At 69.1% G+C, this 15491-nt stretch carries 10 protein-coding genes; 4 read left to right on the plus strand and 6 right to left on the minus strand.

Annotated features, from left to right (window positions below):
* Positions 1–37: 37 nt before the first annotated feature.
* Entirely contained in the window at positions 38–172 is a 135-nt protein-coding gene (locus AC5L36_RS28825; protein ID WP_441221850.1) for a hypothetical protein, read from the plus strand.
* Positions 148–3324 carry an FxSxx-COOH system tetratricopeptide repeat protein gene (gene fxsT, locus AC5L36_RS28830; protein ID WP_441221852.1) on the plus strand — a complete coding sequence of 1059 codons (3177 nt, stop codon included), beginning with the start codon at positions 148–150 and terminating at the stop codon, positions 3322–3324. Before AC5L36_RS28825 ends, fxsT (AC5L36_RS28830) begins: the two co-directional genes overlap by 25 nt.
* 16 nt (positions 3325–3340) lie before the next feature.
* On the opposite strand, the gene AC5L36_RS28835 is transcribed toward fxsT (AC5L36_RS28830), so the two are convergent.
* From AC5L36_RS28835 to fxsT (AC5L36_RS28850), 4 genes are all read right to left on the minus strand, one after another.
* A complete protein-coding gene (locus AC5L36_RS28835; protein WP_441221854.1) occupies positions 3341–4645 on the minus strand; it encodes an HEXXH motif domain-containing protein in 1305 nt (434 codons plus the stop codon).
* Positions 4642–5862: an FxsB family cyclophane-forming radical SAM/SPASM peptide maturase gene (locus AC5L36_RS28840; protein ID WP_441221856.1), complete on the minus strand. Its 1221-nt coding sequence runs from the start codon at positions 5860–5862 to the stop codon at positions 4642–4644. Before AC5L36_RS28840 ends, AC5L36_RS28835 begins: the two co-directional genes overlap by 4 nt.
* A 20-nt stretch (positions 5863–5882) precedes the next feature.
* On the minus strand, positions 5883–6059 hold the full coding sequence (locus AC5L36_RS28845) for an FxSxx-COOH-like cyclophane-containing RiPP peptide (RefSeq protein WP_494909216.1): 177 nt from the start codon (positions 6057–6059) through the stop codon (positions 5883–5885).
* A 169-nt stretch (positions 6060–6228) separates the two neighbouring features.
* Complete coding sequence (gene fxsT / locus AC5L36_RS28850; RefSeq protein ID WP_494909206.1) at positions 6229–9204, minus strand: FxSxx-COOH system tetratricopeptide repeat protein; 2976 nt, start codon at positions 9202–9204, stop codon at positions 6229–6231.
* A 293-nt stretch (positions 9205–9497) separates the two neighbouring features.
* Here fxsT (AC5L36_RS28850) and AC5L36_RS28855 point away from each other — a divergent pair, with 293 nt between their 5' ends.
* A complete protein-coding gene (locus AC5L36_RS28855; protein WP_441221860.1) occupies positions 9498–9683 on the plus strand; it encodes a hypothetical protein in 186 nt (61 codons plus the stop codon).
* A 101-nt stretch (positions 9684–9784) separates the two neighbouring features.
* Positions 9785–13393: an FxSxx-COOH system tetratricopeptide repeat protein gene (fxsT, locus tag AC5L36_RS28860; protein WP_441221862.1), complete on the plus strand. Its 3609-nt coding sequence runs from the start codon at positions 9785–9787 to the stop codon at positions 13391–13393.
* Positions 13394–13414: 21 nt separating this feature from the next.
* On the opposite strand, the gene AC5L36_RS28865 is transcribed toward fxsT (AC5L36_RS28860), so the two are convergent.
* Both AC5L36_RS28865 and AC5L36_RS28870 read right to left on the minus strand, forming a co-directional pair.
* Positions 13415–14335, minus strand: coding sequence for an alpha/beta fold hydrolase (locus AC5L36_RS28865; protein WP_441221888.1), 921 nt, complete (start codon positions 14333–14335; stop codon positions 13415–13417).
* Entirely contained in the window at positions 14332–15369 is a 1038-nt protein-coding gene (locus AC5L36_RS28870) for a hypothetical protein (RefSeq protein ID WP_441221864.1), read from the minus strand. The genes AC5L36_RS28865 and AC5L36_RS28870 overlap by 4 nt, the downstream gene beginning before the upstream one ends.
* Positions 15370–15491 lie beyond the last annotated feature (122 nt).

Here is a 15491-nt window from a genome sequence, read left to right on the forward strand (position 1 = left end):
TATTATGAATCCTCCGATACTGGCGCGAGCATATGAGATGAGTGCCCCGTGGCCGAAGTCGTGCTGGGTCGAGATCACCTCGACGGCATGTTGGAAACGCTACTACGAGTTCCAGCACTTGGTGATTCTGATGTGCGAGATGCACGGGTGGAAGATCTACGACGGGCGCTAGCGCGCCCGTTGGAGATCACCCGATCGGTCGACGCGAGGCGCGATCTCCTGGCGATCCTCAACGCTTCACAGACCTGTTCCGGCGGGCTCAAAACGTTCACTCAGATCGTTCTGCGCCACCATCGCGGCGACGACAGCGCACGAGCGGCCGCCCTGGCACACGACGCGAGCGGGCCCGCACTGCTCTCCGCTCCCGACCGGGAAAAATTGCGCGGCGTTCTCGCGAGCATTTCGATCGGCGAGGTCGCCGACGCGGTCTCCGAGGTCGGCGAGCTTTCCGAGGTCAGCGAGCTGCGGTCGCTGCAAACCTGGCGTGATACCGCCAAGGCGATCCGCATCATCGAGCGATTGCCGGTAGCCGCCGACGGCGTGCCGCCTCTAGTCACTTTCGTCGAGCGTCTGAAAGCGCTCGTGAGCGGCCAGACCTCCGAGCAGCTCCGGGTATGGGTGGACACGGTCGCCGGCGGGCTCGGCATCGAGGCGCGCGCGCTCGCGGGTCTCCGGGCGACCGGTCGGCACGGGCGGGGCGGTCACCCGCTCCCGGACGAGGCCGTCCAGCCGGCCGACTCCACCGTCGTCGACCGCCGCCGGCCGCGTCCGCGCCGCACCGACGAAGCCGGCATGCTGTGGGGCGGCGTCCCCATCCGCAACCGTAACTTCACCGGCCGCGAGGTGTTGCTGGAGCAGTTGGAAGAGGCTCTGCGCACGAGTTCCAAGGCGTCGGTGCTGCCACAAACCCTGCATGGGATGGGTGGTGTCGGCAAGACACAGCTCGTCATCGAGTACGTTTACCGGCACCTCGATCAGTACGACCTGATCTGGTGGATCCCGGCCGAGCAGACGGCGGCTGTGTTGAGTTCGCTCAGTGCTCTCGGCGAGCGGCTCGGACTCCCCACTACCGAAGATCGACAGCAATCCGCGCGAATGGTCATCGACGCCCTGGCCAGCGGAGAGCTCTCGTGGTTGCTGGTCTATGACAACGCCGATGATCCAGACAGTTTGGATCAGTTCCTGCCGTCGTCCGGCGGCGATGTGATCGTTACGACGCGCATCCAGGAATGGGCCTCGGTCGGGCCAGCGATCGAGGTCGACGTCTTCACGCGTTCCGAAAGCGTCGAGCTGCTACTCAAGCGCAGCCGTGACAGCGAGGGCAACGTCCGCATTCTCGAGTCCGACGCGGCACAGCTCGCCGAAAAGCTCGGCGATCTCCCACTGGCGCTGGAGCAGGCGGCGTCCTGGTACCTGGCCACGGCGATGCCGATCAAGGAATACCTGGAGTTGCTCGACAGCCACATCGAGCTGTTGTCCGAAGGAAAGCCGAGCAACTACCCACTTTCCGTCGCGGCTTTCGTGACTCTCGCGAGCGAGCAGCTGCGCCAGGACCAGCCAGCCACGGCTCAGCTTTTCGAGCTCTTCGCGTACCTCGGCGGTGAGCCGGTGGCGGTGTCACTGCTGGCCGCCGGCAAGAACGCGGACCTCACCGAGCCCTTGCGCGGCCTGCTGCGCGCCAAGATCCCACTCAGCCGGGCCGTTCGCGACCTCAACAGGTTCGGCCTGGCGAAGGTCGACGCCACGCAGCGGATCCAGGTGCACCGGCTGGTGCAGCGCGTGCTACGCGACACCATGCCGCCCGAGCTGGCCAAGGCGACCTTGCGCAACGTCAGAAACATCCTCGTCCAGGCCAATCCCGGCGACGCGGACGATCTCGGTGAGCTCGCCCTCGCCCAGCACGCCGAGATCGGTCCACACATCATGCCCGCCGACCTGATCAACGCCGACACTCTCGAGGCTCGCCAGGTCGTCGTCGAGCACACCCGCTACCTGTACATCATCGGCGACTTCGAAAACAGCCGTCGGCTGGCGGAGTGGGCCGCGACCGCGTGGGAGAAGGAAACCTTCGATCCGCGGCTCGGGCCAGATGGTGAGTTCACGCTGCTGGCACGCGCCCAGATGGCCAACGCGATGCGCTCTTACGGCGACAGCGCGAGCGCCGCCGAGATCACCCTCGACACCTACGAGCGCTTCCGCTCGAGTCCACAGCTCGGCCCCAACCACGAGTCCACCCTCATCACCGGCAACCAGGTCGGCGCCGACCTGCGCATCGCCGGCAGATACCTACAGGCCCTCGAGTTCGACAAGCAGTCCGTGGCGGCGCACCGCCGGGTGTTCAAGGCGGAAGACGACACGTACACGCTGCGGGCCAAGACCAACCTCGCGGTCGACTTCCGGATGGTGGGCAGCTTCGCCGAGGCGTTCAAGCTCGATCGAGAGGTCGCCGACTACTGGGAAGACGCGGGCCGCAGAGACTGGCGCGCCTTCGAGGCGTACATGAACATGGCACGCAGCTACTACGGCATGGGCGCCTACGCCGCCGGTCTTGAGCTTGTCGAGCGCTGGCGGGAGCCGCTGCACGACGCGCTCGGGTCAAGCCATCGGCTTTCTCTGCTCGCCGACCGGACATACGCCATCCTGCTCCGCAAGTCTGGCCGGCTCGACAACGCCACCGTCCTCCTCGAAGAGCTACAGGGGCGCACCCAGAAGCGGTTCGGGTCCAACCACGAGTACACCGTCGCGGTGAGCGTGAGCCGCGCCAACGCACTCCGCGAGTCCGGCGAGCTCGACGAAGCCGAGCAGCAGATCTCCGACGCCCTGGGCAGATACAAGTCCGACTTTGGCGAGCGACACCCGCTGACCCTCGTCGCCATGGTCAACCAGGCCATCATCCGGCGAACCCGCGGCGAGCTCGACGACGCCCGAGATCTCGACGACCGCTGCTTCGCAGAGCTCGCGAGCGTGCTGTCGCCCGAGCACCCGTACACCTTGTGTGCCGGCGCCTCGCTCGCCATCGACTTGGCGCTGGCCGGCCAGGCCGATGCGGCGCTCGACCTTTCTACCAAGGTGTTGCAGACCTCCCGGGAGACGACCGGTGGCGGGCACGAGGAGCGAAACGGCTTCGAGCACCCATACCTGCTGATGCGTGCGGTCAACCTCGCTCACGACCTGCTGGCGTCCGGTCACGCCAACGAGGGCAACGCGCTGCTCGCGGAGTCTCTCGACGCGCTGCGCCGGCTGTTGGGGCCGGACCATCACGAGGTCGTGTTGGTCGCCGAAGGTCAGCGTGCCGAGGGCGACATCGAGCCGCCGCCGACCTGAGCGGTCCGTGCCAGGCTCAGGCTGGCGTGGCGCCGGCGCCGTTGCGGTGCAGCCACTGCTGCCGGATGCGGGCAGTGGTCTCCTCCGCCGCCCGTGCCACGGCCGCCGGCACGGATACGCCCAGCAGCTCGTCGGTCGTCTCGCGCAGCCGGGCCACCAGCTCTCGACCTTCCGGAGTCAGCGCACCGCACTCTTCGATCGAGCTCAGGCCGATGTCCACATGGATGCGTCCGGTGGCAAACTGCCGCGTCGCGGTTTCCTCCAAGCCGTCGACCTCGCGCAGCACCCGCCACATGTCGACGACCCCGACGAACGCGTAGACACCCTGGAGGAGACCCGCCAAGGGCCGCGGGTCCGTGCGCCACGGCGCGAAGTACCTGCCGCGGTCGGCCGGGTCGCTCATCGGTACGAGGTCGAGCATCGCGCTCAGCTTGGAGTGCTGAAACTCGTGAACGATCGTCACCGCGAACTCCGCCGGTGACGGCGGGCGGGTCAGGCCGAAGACGCCGAAGGCATGGCGGATCGTGGCGCTGCGCGCCGATCGGCCGTCCGGGTCCAGCAGCGGTACGAGCGTCCGCAGCCCAGCCACCAGCTCCGCCGCGCGCTCCGGCCGGCGCTGCGCGAGCAGCTGCCACGCACCGGCGAAGTGCTCCTGCCAGGCGGCCACCTCGCTGGCGGCCAGCCGGGGTGCCGGCGGCACGTGATGTCCGTGCCGGTACGGGTCGACGTCGTCGAGGCCGACGGCGAGCCGCTGGCCCGCGGCCTCCGCGGTCAGCCGCCGTACCGGCAGCCAGCGCGACTCGTCCTCCTCGCCGCCCACCTCGAGGACCGTCCCGCCACCGCTGAGCGTGAGGCGACCGCCTTCCGCGGTGAGCAGCGCCCGTTCGGTGGCGCCGAGCTTCGCTACTCCGACTCCGGGTACGGCCGCGATACCTTCCCGCACCGGGATCTCCGCCGCGCCGTCGACACCGGTCGCCGCGCCGGCCACGATCGCGATGGCCGCGAGCTGTGCCACGTCCGTCCACTTCGGACTGCCACGGTGCGCCGCGCGGGCCGCGATCGCCGCCCAACCGCCGACAAGTGGGGCGCCGATCACCTCGCGAAACCGCTCAGGGTCACGGCGCCGAGCTCGCTCGAGAGCGCCGGCCACCGCGTCACGCTCGCTCGCCGGACCGGGCCACCGCTCCAACAGGTACCCGATGAGCTGAAGGTGCTTGCTCACCTGCGAGAGACGCAGGGCTTCCACCGCCGGCGCACCGCCAAGACCCCCGGCGAGCCGGTCGAACAGGGTCTTTTCGAGCTCGAAGACAGCGGTGCTCATGCGCGGACCTTTCCGGCCAGGGCGGAGAAGTCCGCGACGACCCGGTCGCGGACATGGTTGATGAGTCGTTGCAGGTCGGCGCAGTAGATCGACGGGTTGCGGAATCCAGCCCCCGCGCGGTAGCGGTGCACGTAGTGCCCGCCGCCGCAGACTTGATGGAGCGGGCAGGCCAGGCAGTCGTCGCTGAGGGCCACGCGTCCGATCTGCCGGGCCACGACGCCGGGGTCGTCGAGCAACGCGTCCAGCTCGTCCCGCCGGATGTCCAGACCGGTCGCCGACGCCCCCTGATACGCCGACTTCAGCGCATCGACCTGCTCGATGGTGCCGTCGGTCTCGATGACCGCGAGCGCGGCCGGGCTGAGCCCGATCTGCTCCGAGCTGCCCCTGCCGCCGAGCAGCAGCACGATCACGTCTTCGAACAGCTGGACGCTGGGCGGTTTCGCGTCCTTGTACCACCTGTCGAAGGCCGCGACGAGCCAGTCGCCGTGCGGCGTCGGCGAGCCTGGGGGCCGCTCTGGCGGGTTCTCCCAGTTCGCGTGGGGCAGGAGGAAGTTGATCGAAGGCGGCTCGAACGCCCGGAGCGCCTCGTAGGTGGCGACTGGATCGGTGCCGGCCGCGACAGTACACAGTAGACCGCCGTAGCTCGCACGGTTTTCCGGCTGGCGGAGCAGATCGAGCGCGGCCGCGACACGATGGAATGTGCCGCGGCCGTCGTGTGTCACCCGGTGCCGGTCGTGGTCCGCACGGGTGCCGTCGACGCTGACGCCGACCCGCACCCGGTGCCGCCGCAACTGCGCCATCGTCCGCTCATCGAGCAGCACCCCGTTGGTCTGCATCCCGACCTCGACGGCGCAGTGCTCCTCGAGGCTCGCGCGCAGGTCTCCGGCGAGCTCGCCGATACGCGCCGCACCGAGTAGTAGCGGCTCGCCGCCGTGCAGGATCACGCGGATCGACCGCAGGCCGTGCCGGACGACATGGCGGGTGAGACTGGCGACCGTCGCCTGCCACACCTCGGCCGGCATCACCGACGGCCGACCACGCCAGCTCTGGTCGGCGTGCTCGTAGACGTAGCAATAGGTGCATGCGAGATTGCACCTCGCATGCACCTTTACGATCACGTCACGCACCGGGACCGGCCGCCAGCCCGACTCGCGAAGCTGCTTCAGGTCCATCTCGCCGTACGGCCACGGCGCGCGCCGGATGTGATCGGCACGCACCGTAGCGACGGCGGGATGGGTCACTGCACGAAGGAACTGAACGCCGAGATGACGCCGTCAGGGTCGTCGAGGCTACGCACGAGCCGCTCTACGGAACGGACCAGAGCGGGATCACCGGAGGCCGCAAGGTCTGCGATTGCGAGGTTTGACACCTCTGCCAGCGGCGCCCACCGATTCGACTCCGACCCTGCGTCCATCGACGTGGCGTCCACGGATATCTACCTCCGTCTATATGTTGACTCGCGGCGGGCACAGTCCTGCCCGCCGCGCACACTTTGCCGGAGAAGTATCTAGGACTTAGAACTGCGGAGGTGTCAGATTTACACCTCACGGGAGCAACTTGACAAATCTTGACATGGACACGGTTTAGGCTGAGGGTGGCTCGACCAAACAATCGATACGCCTCTTGTGCGCCACGCTCTCGGTGATAGGGTGCGCGTCCCCCAGCGACACGCTCGTCCGAGCCAGCACGTCCTCGCGCAGCGCCTCCGACTCGCTGGTCTCTCCCGCCCCGGCCAGATCCAGCACGAGGTTGGCCGCGATCGCCAGTGTGTCTGGATGGTCTTCTCCACGCACCTCGCGTGCCTTCGCGTACGCGTCGGCGGAAAGCGCGCGGGCGACTTGTGCCCGCCCGCCAGCCAGCGAGTAGTCGGTGGCGAGGTTGGCGATCGCCGAGATCGTGAACGGGTGCCGGTCACCGAGCGTGTCGCGCAGTGCCTCGCTCGCTACCGCGTCAAGCTGCTGTGCCGGAGTCCGCTGTCCCTTGGCACGCAGGATCGCCGCCCGGTTTACCCGGGCCCCGAGCGTAAGGGGATGGCGACGCCCGAAGGTCCGCACATACGCCGTCTCGGCATCCGATGCCCAGACGTCGGCTTCCTCCACGGCATTGTGCAGATGCAACGTGTTGGCGTAGCTGAGCATCGCGGCAAGTGTGTACTCGTGATCCGAGCCGAACGTGATGTTGCATTCGCCGTAGTGGTCATGAAGCATCTCCAAGGCCTCCGCCACGGCGCCGAGACCGCGGTGCGCAAGTGCCAGGGTCCGCCGAAACAGTAAGCCGGCCCGGTCGAGTTGGGCGGGCAGTCGGCTGCCCGTGCCGGCGTACTCCGGCTGTAGTTCGAGCACCTGTCCGTACTGGCCCAGCCCGTACAGATCCTCGGCGAGCGCGTGTACCGACAGGAGAGTCCGCCAGTCGTCGGCACCGTGGTTGTCGCGGTAATAAGCCAACGCCACGCGGTCTGTGGCCCGAGCGGCGGCGAACTCGCCGAGGTGGCGCAGGCTGACCGCGAGATTGTGCCGGCGTCGGGCGGTACGGGCGTCCAACTCACCGTGTTGGTGCAGGCAGCGGGTGAGCGTGTCGCGATCGATTTCCAAAGCCCTGCGGTATTCCCCAGACAGGCGCAGGTCGGACGCGTGGCTGGACGACATGTCCAATGTGAGGTGGTGGTCTTCGCCGTAATCCGGGTCCGCGCGAAGCCGGCTCATGGCGTCTGCCGTCAGGTCGCGGGCCTCCTGATATCGACCAAGCCCGCGAAGCGCGTTGGCCCACTCACGGGTCGCCTGCAATACCAACTCGTCAGCCGGCCCCAGGTCGGGATCCGCACCCCACGCCGACACGGTCGAATCCGCGAGGGCGCACGCGCCGGCGTAGTCACCGATGATGTATCTGTATCGGATCTGGTGATACACCGTCTGGCGCGCCGCCGCCAACTTCGACCGGATGAGATCGGCGGGCAGCACGTGAGCGGCGATCTCCCGGTGCATGCCGATCGACACCACGTCGTCCGGTCGGCCCTGGTCCGCGGCGGCCAGGATCTCGTGAACGTTGTGCCGGGCCCGTTCCAAGGCGTCGGGTGACAGGACCGCACGCAACGCACCCCGCGTCACGGGCTGGACCTCGACCCGTTGATCGGCGTGTAGGCGGGCCAGCCCGAACTGCTGGATGGATCGCAGCGCCTTCGGCAGGTCGACGGGATTGCGAAACGTGCGCCACAGCGCCGTCGAGACGTTACCGGCCCGCCCCTGCCGTAACAGCGCCACCGACACCGGCTCGGAGCCGAACCACGCGAACAGTTCGAGAACCAACATCGCGGCCGGATCCGCCGTGTGGAAGGCCTCGAGAGCCACCTTGATGGACGCGAGCACCTCGGGTGGATGCGTAGACGGTGATCCTGCCGGCGCGTCGTCCGCCGCGGTGTGTTCCAGCCGCTGCTGCAACTCCTCCCAGGACAGTCCGGGCGCGCGGCGAAGCGCGGCGATGTGTTCGAGCGCGAGCGGAAGTCTGCCGATCTTGCCGACCAGCTCCATGGCGCGCTCTTCGGTCAGCGCCTCGTCCCGCTTTCGCAGGAACGCGACGGCCTCGTCCACGGTGAAGTCGGGCACCTCGATGCCGACGCTCGTACTCTCGTGTCCGAACGTCGGGTCGCAGGTGGTGACGATGACATAGCCGCCGAAGTTGGGCATCAGGCGGCGCACTTCGTCGTCGTTGACGCCGTCGAACACGAGGAGATAAGGGGCCGGCAGCGCTTCGAGGTCCTTGATGACGCTTTCGATCGTCTGCTCGGCGCTCTGCCCCATCCGGGTGCCGAGCCGGTCGGCCAGATCGAGCAGCGACCGGCGTGCCCGCTCCACCTGGTCAGCCTGCACCCACCACGTGACCAGGTGATCCGGTAGATACCGCTCGACGTACTCCCGGGCCAGCTGCGACTTGCCGACCCCGCTCAGGCCATGCAGCACCATCGGCGCGTGCGGGTTGGCGAGCATCTCCGCCCGCATGCGGTCGAGCAGCGCTCGGCGGCCGGTGAAGCTGATGTCGCGGTCGGGCAGCCCACCCACGATGGGCTCAGCGGGCACCGGCCGCGACGACTCGATCCGCGGACGCACCACGTCGAACGAGCGGATCACGGGGGTCAGCCGCTCCGGATGCATCGGCGACGGGGGTTTCAGCTCCGGCCGTGGGCCGAGCCGCGACTCACCGGTCGAGGCCGAGGCCGGCGACGCGACCACTCGGGTGGCTGTCCGACCCGCGCCACGAGCCGCCACCCACAGCGGCTTGAAAACTCGGTCAAGCTCCTTCTCCTCGGCGTCGAGCTCGCCACGCTGCGCCAGGGCGACCACGATCGACTTGACCTTGCCCCATGCGGGAAGCGTGGTGCCATGCAGCATGGCGCTCACGGTCTGGTGCGAAACGTTCTCGAGGCGGTTGGGGAGCCGGAAGATGTCTTTGCTGATAAGTCGGGCCGCGGGCTGCCCAGCGTGGTCGTAGAGCTCGTGCAGGGACACGACCAACTCGCGCAGCGGACCACTGGGTAAGTGATCCAGATCTGGCAACGGGATCGCCAAACAACACACTCCACGCGCGCGCCAACCCTTGTCAAGCCCTGATGGACAAGCTTTACATGGCACCTCACTCCTTAACAACTATCCGGCCACCGCGGTTCATGATCCTTTCGGAAGATCGCTCATTGGTTGCCTTTGTCAAGCTCACGGCCGGAGGCGGACGAGCAATTCACGCCCGACCGGTCGCGTAAAGATCTGTATCAACGGGGCCACAAAAGTAGAGACCTCACGCGCCGGGTTTCACGCTCATTTCAAGGCGTCAATCACGTCGCCGCCCGCCCGCCGGAGGAGAAGCCGTGAACGTCCCACTGGACACGAGCGCCATCGCGCTCCTGGTCCTGCTGTCCTGGCAGGTCGCAAGGGCGGTCGCGTTCGTCAGCGCCACCCTCGTGTCCCTGCTGTCGCGCAACCCCGCGCGTCGCGCGGAGGCCCGGAGGGTCCTGCGGATTCTGAGCCATCAGTATCACGATCCACAAGTCTGAAAGATCGAAATCTCGGCCTCGGGGCAGCGCTCTGGGTCAATTCGCCCATCGAGTGCTTCACTTATATGGATCGTCGACGCCGCGCCTCGAAAAGAGTCTCAATGAGCACAGACCGGTTTGGTCGAATGGTCACGTTCTACTCGTTCACCGGTGGCACTGGTCGCACGATGGCGTTGGCCAACATCGCCTGGATCCTGGCGGCAGCCGGGCATAGGGTACTCATCACGGACTGGAACTTCGAGGCTCCCGCCCTGCACAGATACTTCCGGCCCTTCCTGCGGCCGGAGTCGACCGAGCAAGCCACGGGCGTCGCCGATCTTGTCCGGGGATACGAATGGGATTTCGCGCGAGGCGCTGCGGAGTGGAAGCGTCACGCTCAGGTAGCGCCACACGTCATCGGCATCGACTGGGAGTTTCCCGGTGACGGGTGCCTCCACCTGCTCACCGCTGGCCGGCAGGATCGGCTGTACGCGCCGACTCTCAGCGCGATGAACTGGGACGAATTCTATGAGCGCTACGAAGGCGGGGCTTTTCTCGACGAACTGCGCGCGGACATGCGGCGTGGATACGACTACACGCTCGTCGACAGCCGCAGCGGGTGGAACGAGGTCGCGGACATCTGCACGATTCAGCTACCGGATGTGCTCGTCAACTGCTTCACCCTGAGCGCGCAGGGCATCGAGGGCGCGGCGGAGACAGCGGCATCGGTCCGGTACCGGTACGGCGGTCGCGAGATCCGTATCCTGCCGGTGCCGACCCGGGTGGACACCGCGGAGCAGGAGAAGGCCGAGATCGGTCGGATGCTCGCCATGAGCCGGCTCGCCGGCCTGCCCAGCCGACTGTCCGAATCGGAACGTGAGGAGTATTGGCGCGCGGTCGAGCTGCCCTATCGCCCCTTCTACGCCTTCGAAGAGATCCTGGCGACGTTCGGCGATCGGCCCGGGAGTGCCTCCTCCCTACTGAGCGCATACGAGGCGCTCACCCACCACATCACCGAGGGTGCGGTCACCCGACTCGCGCCGGTGCACGATCCGCTGCGCGCGTACACGCTCGCCCAGTTCACCCGCCGGTCCGCGGTGGTCGAAGAGGAGCTCGCCCTTGCGTACGTTCCCGCCGACCAGGTTTGGGCCGAGTGGATCGAGCGCCTGCTGATGTCGGCCGGCGTTCGGGTACACGACGCGCCGTTGAGCACCACCGAGCGGGGCACCCGCCGGGCGTCACACGAGGCCCGCCTGCTGCTGATCGTCTCGGCTGCGAGCGCCGACATCCAGGCGACGCTGGTGCCCCGGAAAAGGGACGACGGCGTGCTGGCGGTCTATGTGGACGAGGTCCGTACCCTACCCGGGCTGACGACCTCGGCGTCGGTCTTCCTCGCCGGACTCGATACCGACGCCGTGATGGAACGGATCCTCCGCCTTGTCGGCCGCACGGGCGCCGTGGTGCCTCCCGATCGTCGCCAGCTGGGCCGGCGCTTTCCGGGACACCCTCCCGAGATCGTCGAACTGCCGGAGCGAAACCCGCGCTTCACAGGCCGTGAGGCGGAGCTCCGCCGGATCCGCGCCTACCTGCACTCGCACACCGAAGCCGACGCGTCGCGCCGCCCCGTACCCGTGTTGTTGCACGGGCTGGGCGGTGTGGGAAAGACCCAGGTGGCGTTGGAGTACGCGCACAGGTTCAAGAACGCGTACGACGCGGTCTGGTGGTTCGGCCCGGACGAGGTGCGCGGGCCCGCCCTGGCCGACATCGGCCGGCCGGCGCCCAGAAAGCCGTACGCCCCGTGGCTGGTCGTCTGCGACGACGCGGACGACCTCGACGTCATCACCGGCCGGCTCCCGCCGGGTGCGGGTCATCTGCTCTTCACCTCACGTGGCGCCGCCTGGCAGGACCTTGTGCACACGACAAGGATCGAGGTCTTCAGCCGGCGCGAGAGTGTCCAGCACCTCCGCCGCTTCGTGCCCGCCATCGAGGCCCGACAGGCCGACCGGCTGGCGGCCCTGCTCGGCGACCTGCCGCTGGCTCTGGAAGGCGCCGGCGCCTGGCTCGCCGAGACGGGCACCCGGGTCGAGGAGTACGCCCGGCAGGTCGAGCGGGACGGCGTCGCGGGCGTCGAGCAGACCTGGGCCCGAACCCTGGACCGGTTGCGGGAAAGTCACCCGACCGCGCACCGGCTTCTCCAGCTCTGCGCGGTGCTCGCTCCGTGCGTCGGGCTGGACGTCATCTACGCCGACGAGTTCGCGGCGGCCCTCGCCCGAGACGACCCGGCGGTCGCCGATCGTCCCTACCGCGCCCAGCTCGTACAGAGGATCAACCGCCTGGCCCTCGTCAGGCTCGACGTCGGTCGCCGCGAGCTGCACGTCCACCGGCTGTTACAGCACCTGTTGCGGAGCCAGCTCGACGACGACGGGCTCGCGGACGCCCAGCACCAGGTGCACGGCGTGCTGTCCCGGCTACGCCCGTCCGCCGGCGTCGACGACCCGACCACCTGGGCGTGGTTCGGTCTACTGTGGCCCCACCTCGACCACTGCGACGCGGCGAGCTGCCGGGACGAGCCGGTACGGGAGCTGATCCTCGACCGGCTCCGGCACGATCTGGCGCGCGGCGCTCTCGTCGACGCGCACACGCATGCCACGCGGACGGAAGCCACCTGGCGCGAGTCCGGCGTAGTCCACCACCGGCAGGCGCTCCGGCTGCGGGACCTGCTCGGGCGCATCACCCGCGACCTGGGAGGGGCGGACACGGCGCACGCCATTCACGTAGAGGTCCTGGCCGAGCAACGCGCCCTCCTCGGACCGGCCGACCCCGACGCGCTGGGCACCGCCTGTGCTCTCGGAGCCGACCTCCGCGCGCTCGGGCGGTACGCCGCCGCGGCCACGCTCGACGGGGAGACGTACGCCGCGAGTCTCGAATCACTCGGCGCCGAGCACCCGGCGACGCTCCTCGCGGCCCACGGCCTGGCCGCCTCCTACCGCGCCGCCGGGGAGTTCCGCGCCGCGCGGGTTCACGATGAGCGGGGGTACGAACTGCGCGGCCGGCTCCTCGGCGAGAGTCATCCGCTGACCCTCGCGTCGGGCGGAAGTTTGGGACGCGACCTGCGCGAGGCCGGCGACTACACCGGCTCGGTCGCGTTGCTGCGTCTGATCCGCCGGGCGCTCGAAGAGACCTTCGGCTCGAACGCCCTCCCCGCGCTCGTCGCGTCGGCGAACCTCGGCGTCTCGCTGCGGTGCGCCGGCCACGCCGACCTTGCCGCCCCTTTCCTCGACGAGGCGTACGAAGGGCTGAACGAGCAGCTCGGTCCGGCGAATCCCGCGACACTCTCGTGCCGCCTGAGCCGAGCCGTCAACCTGCTCGCGCTCGGCCACGCCGGCAGTGCGGTCACCGAGCTGACGCAGGTACACCTCGCCTACGAGAGCAGCCTCGGCCCCCGGCACCCGTACGCCCTCGCCAGCCTCAACAACCGCGGCGTCGCCAGCCGCGCGTCCGGCGACACGGCGCTCGCGCGCTCGCTGCTCGACGAGGCCAACATCGGCATGCGCGACGTGCTGGGCCCGGACCACCCGCACGCCCTGGCTGTCCGGCTCAACCTGGCCGCGCTGCACGCGGAAGGAGGACAACCGGAAGAGGCGTCGGAGATGGCGCGCGGCTACGCCGAAGACACGGCCCGCGTGCTGGGGCACGAACTCCGCACCCTCGACCCACATCCGGCTTGGTAGCGCGCGGTGGCGCGGGATCGGTCAGTAGGTTGGTGCGTCGTCAGACGGACCGAGCGTGCCGCCGATCAGCCAGCAAAGCATCTCCGGCAGGATCTGCACCGCGCCGAAGTGTGCCGTCTGCGCCTGCACCTGCGCGTAGGCGCGAGGGATCCGGGCGGCCAGCCACCGGGTGTGGCTGGCCGGTGAGAAGTTGTCGTCGGCACCGTGCCACAGCAGCACCGGCGGCCGGATGTGTTCCGGCCGAAATCCCCATTGGGAACGCAACGCGAGAACGTCGTCGATCCAACCGTATGGACCTGCCCGGAACGCTTCGGCGTACGTCTCTGCGAGCAGGCGGCGAATCACGATGTCACCGACCACCCGCAGGTCCGGATCGGTCATCTGGCCGCGCAACACCTCGACGAGATGCTCCGGGTCGCGGCGGGCACGGTCGGCCCGCAGCCGCAGCCGTTCCACGAGCTTCGGCCCGTCGACGTCAGCGGTCGTGTAGGCGTTGAAGTTGGCATCCGTCATGCCGTGAAACCAGTCGAGGTCGTACGCGTTCGCCGGCGCCAACCCGACCAGTACCGCGACCCGCGATACGCGCTCGGGCAGGAACGCGGCGGCCGCGAGGGCATGCGGGCCGCCCCCGGAACGGCCGACCACCGCGAACTGCTCGATCCCCAGATGGTCGGCGATGACCTCGATATCTTGCGCCGCGTCGGCGACGGTCCGCTCTGGCGATCGATCGGATTCGCCGTATCCGGGGCGGTCGTAGCAGACGAGACGAACGCCGAGCCGGTAGAGAACGCTCGCCCGCGGTTTGGGACCGACCCTGCTGCCCGGCGTGCCATGGAGCAGGAACACCGGTGACCCTTGCGGATTTCCCGAAACCTCCACCCGAAGACGACGCCCGTCACGAGTCCTGATCCGAGACACCCTCCAGGTTACCGGCCGGGCTATGGGGTGGCCGGCTCCTCGGGCGTCGCCGCGCCCGCCGCGGCCTGTGCCGCCGCGCGCATGCGTAGCGCGGCCGCTACCGCCACGCCGCCGCCTACCGCGATCACCGCCAGGATCACCAGCCGGGCGGCCACCGGCGGCCACGGCACGGGTACCACGCCGCGGGCGAAGACCGCCGCGTTGGCCGCGCCCGCGAAGACGGCGACGCACGTGCCGGCCATGGCGAGCGCGAAGTCGGCGGCGGGGCGGCGGGCGAAGGCGTAGCCAGCGGCGGCGACCACGGCCAGAGCGGTGACCACGGGCCACACCTGGCCGACGAGCAGGCCGACAATCACGCGGCCCACTCCCGTGGTGCCGGCGTCGAGCTCGCGGGCCACCGCGTACGCGATCGCCAGTGGACCGGTCGCCGCGGCCAACCCGGCCAGGACCGGCAGCGCCCGCGACCACAGGCCCAGGGCGGCTATGCCGATGCCGGCGATGATGACGAACGCCCACCAGACGCCCGGGCTCGGTGGCGGCACCCAGTCGAGCGTCCCTTTTACCTCCATCGTGGACACTCCGTCGCGGAGTGGCACGACCCAGTCGCGTACCCGTTGCTCCCGGCCCGGGTCGGCTTGGACGGCGGGCGGCGGTTGTGCGCTCATCCAATGTGTACGGTGGTCGTGCCAGCGGAAGACCGGCTCGTCCGACGCGCGCCGCCACTCGGGCGGCTGGGTCGGGTCGGCGGTGGCCGGCGGCTCGGAGTCGCCGGCGAGCGTCGCGTTGAGGTACGTGGCCGGGGATCGCGTGTTCTCGTACACCCCGTCGGGGCGGACTTCCAGGTAAGGCTCGCCGTCGTAGCCGAGCACCTCGATGGTGCGGCCGGTGCGGTTTTCGAGCTCGAGCCGCCCGCCCGCCTCGACGGCGCGCACCGTGAGCCCCGGCATCGGTGGTGCCGAGGTCACGACCGTGCGGTAGTTCGTCGCGTCGGGCGCGTCGCCGCCGTGTGCCAAGGCGGGTGCCGCGGCCGCCAGCGCCCCGAGGACACCGGCGGCCACGGCGTAGCCGAGCCTTCTCAGCCGACGGCCGCCAGGATCGCCTGCGTGGTGGGCTGGACGTCCTTGCCGCCCACCCGCACGGTGGGCGTGCCGGTGACGCCGTCCCCGCTGGCCTCGTCGGT

This window comes from Phytohabitans sp. LZ39 (genome assembly GCF_059359075.1).

Excerpts from the sequence above, each read along its gene's own strand:
- AC5L36_RS28825 (WP_441221850.1), top strand. The coding sequence starts at position 38 with ATGAGTGCCCCGTGGCCGAAGTCGTGCTGGGTCGAGATCACCTCGACG.
- AC5L36_RS28835 (WP_441221854.1), bottom strand. The coding sequence starts at position 4,645 with ATGAGCACCGCTGTCTTCGAGCTCGAAAAGACCCTGTTCGACCGGCTC.
- AC5L36_RS28845 (WP_494909216.1), bottom strand. The coding sequence starts at position 6,059 with ATGGACGCAGGGTCGGAGTCGAATCGGTGGGCGCCGCTGGCAGAGGTG.
- fxsT (WP_441221862.1), top strand. The coding sequence starts at position 9,785 with ATGAGCACAGACCGGTTTGGTCGAATGGTCACGTTCTACTCGTTCACC.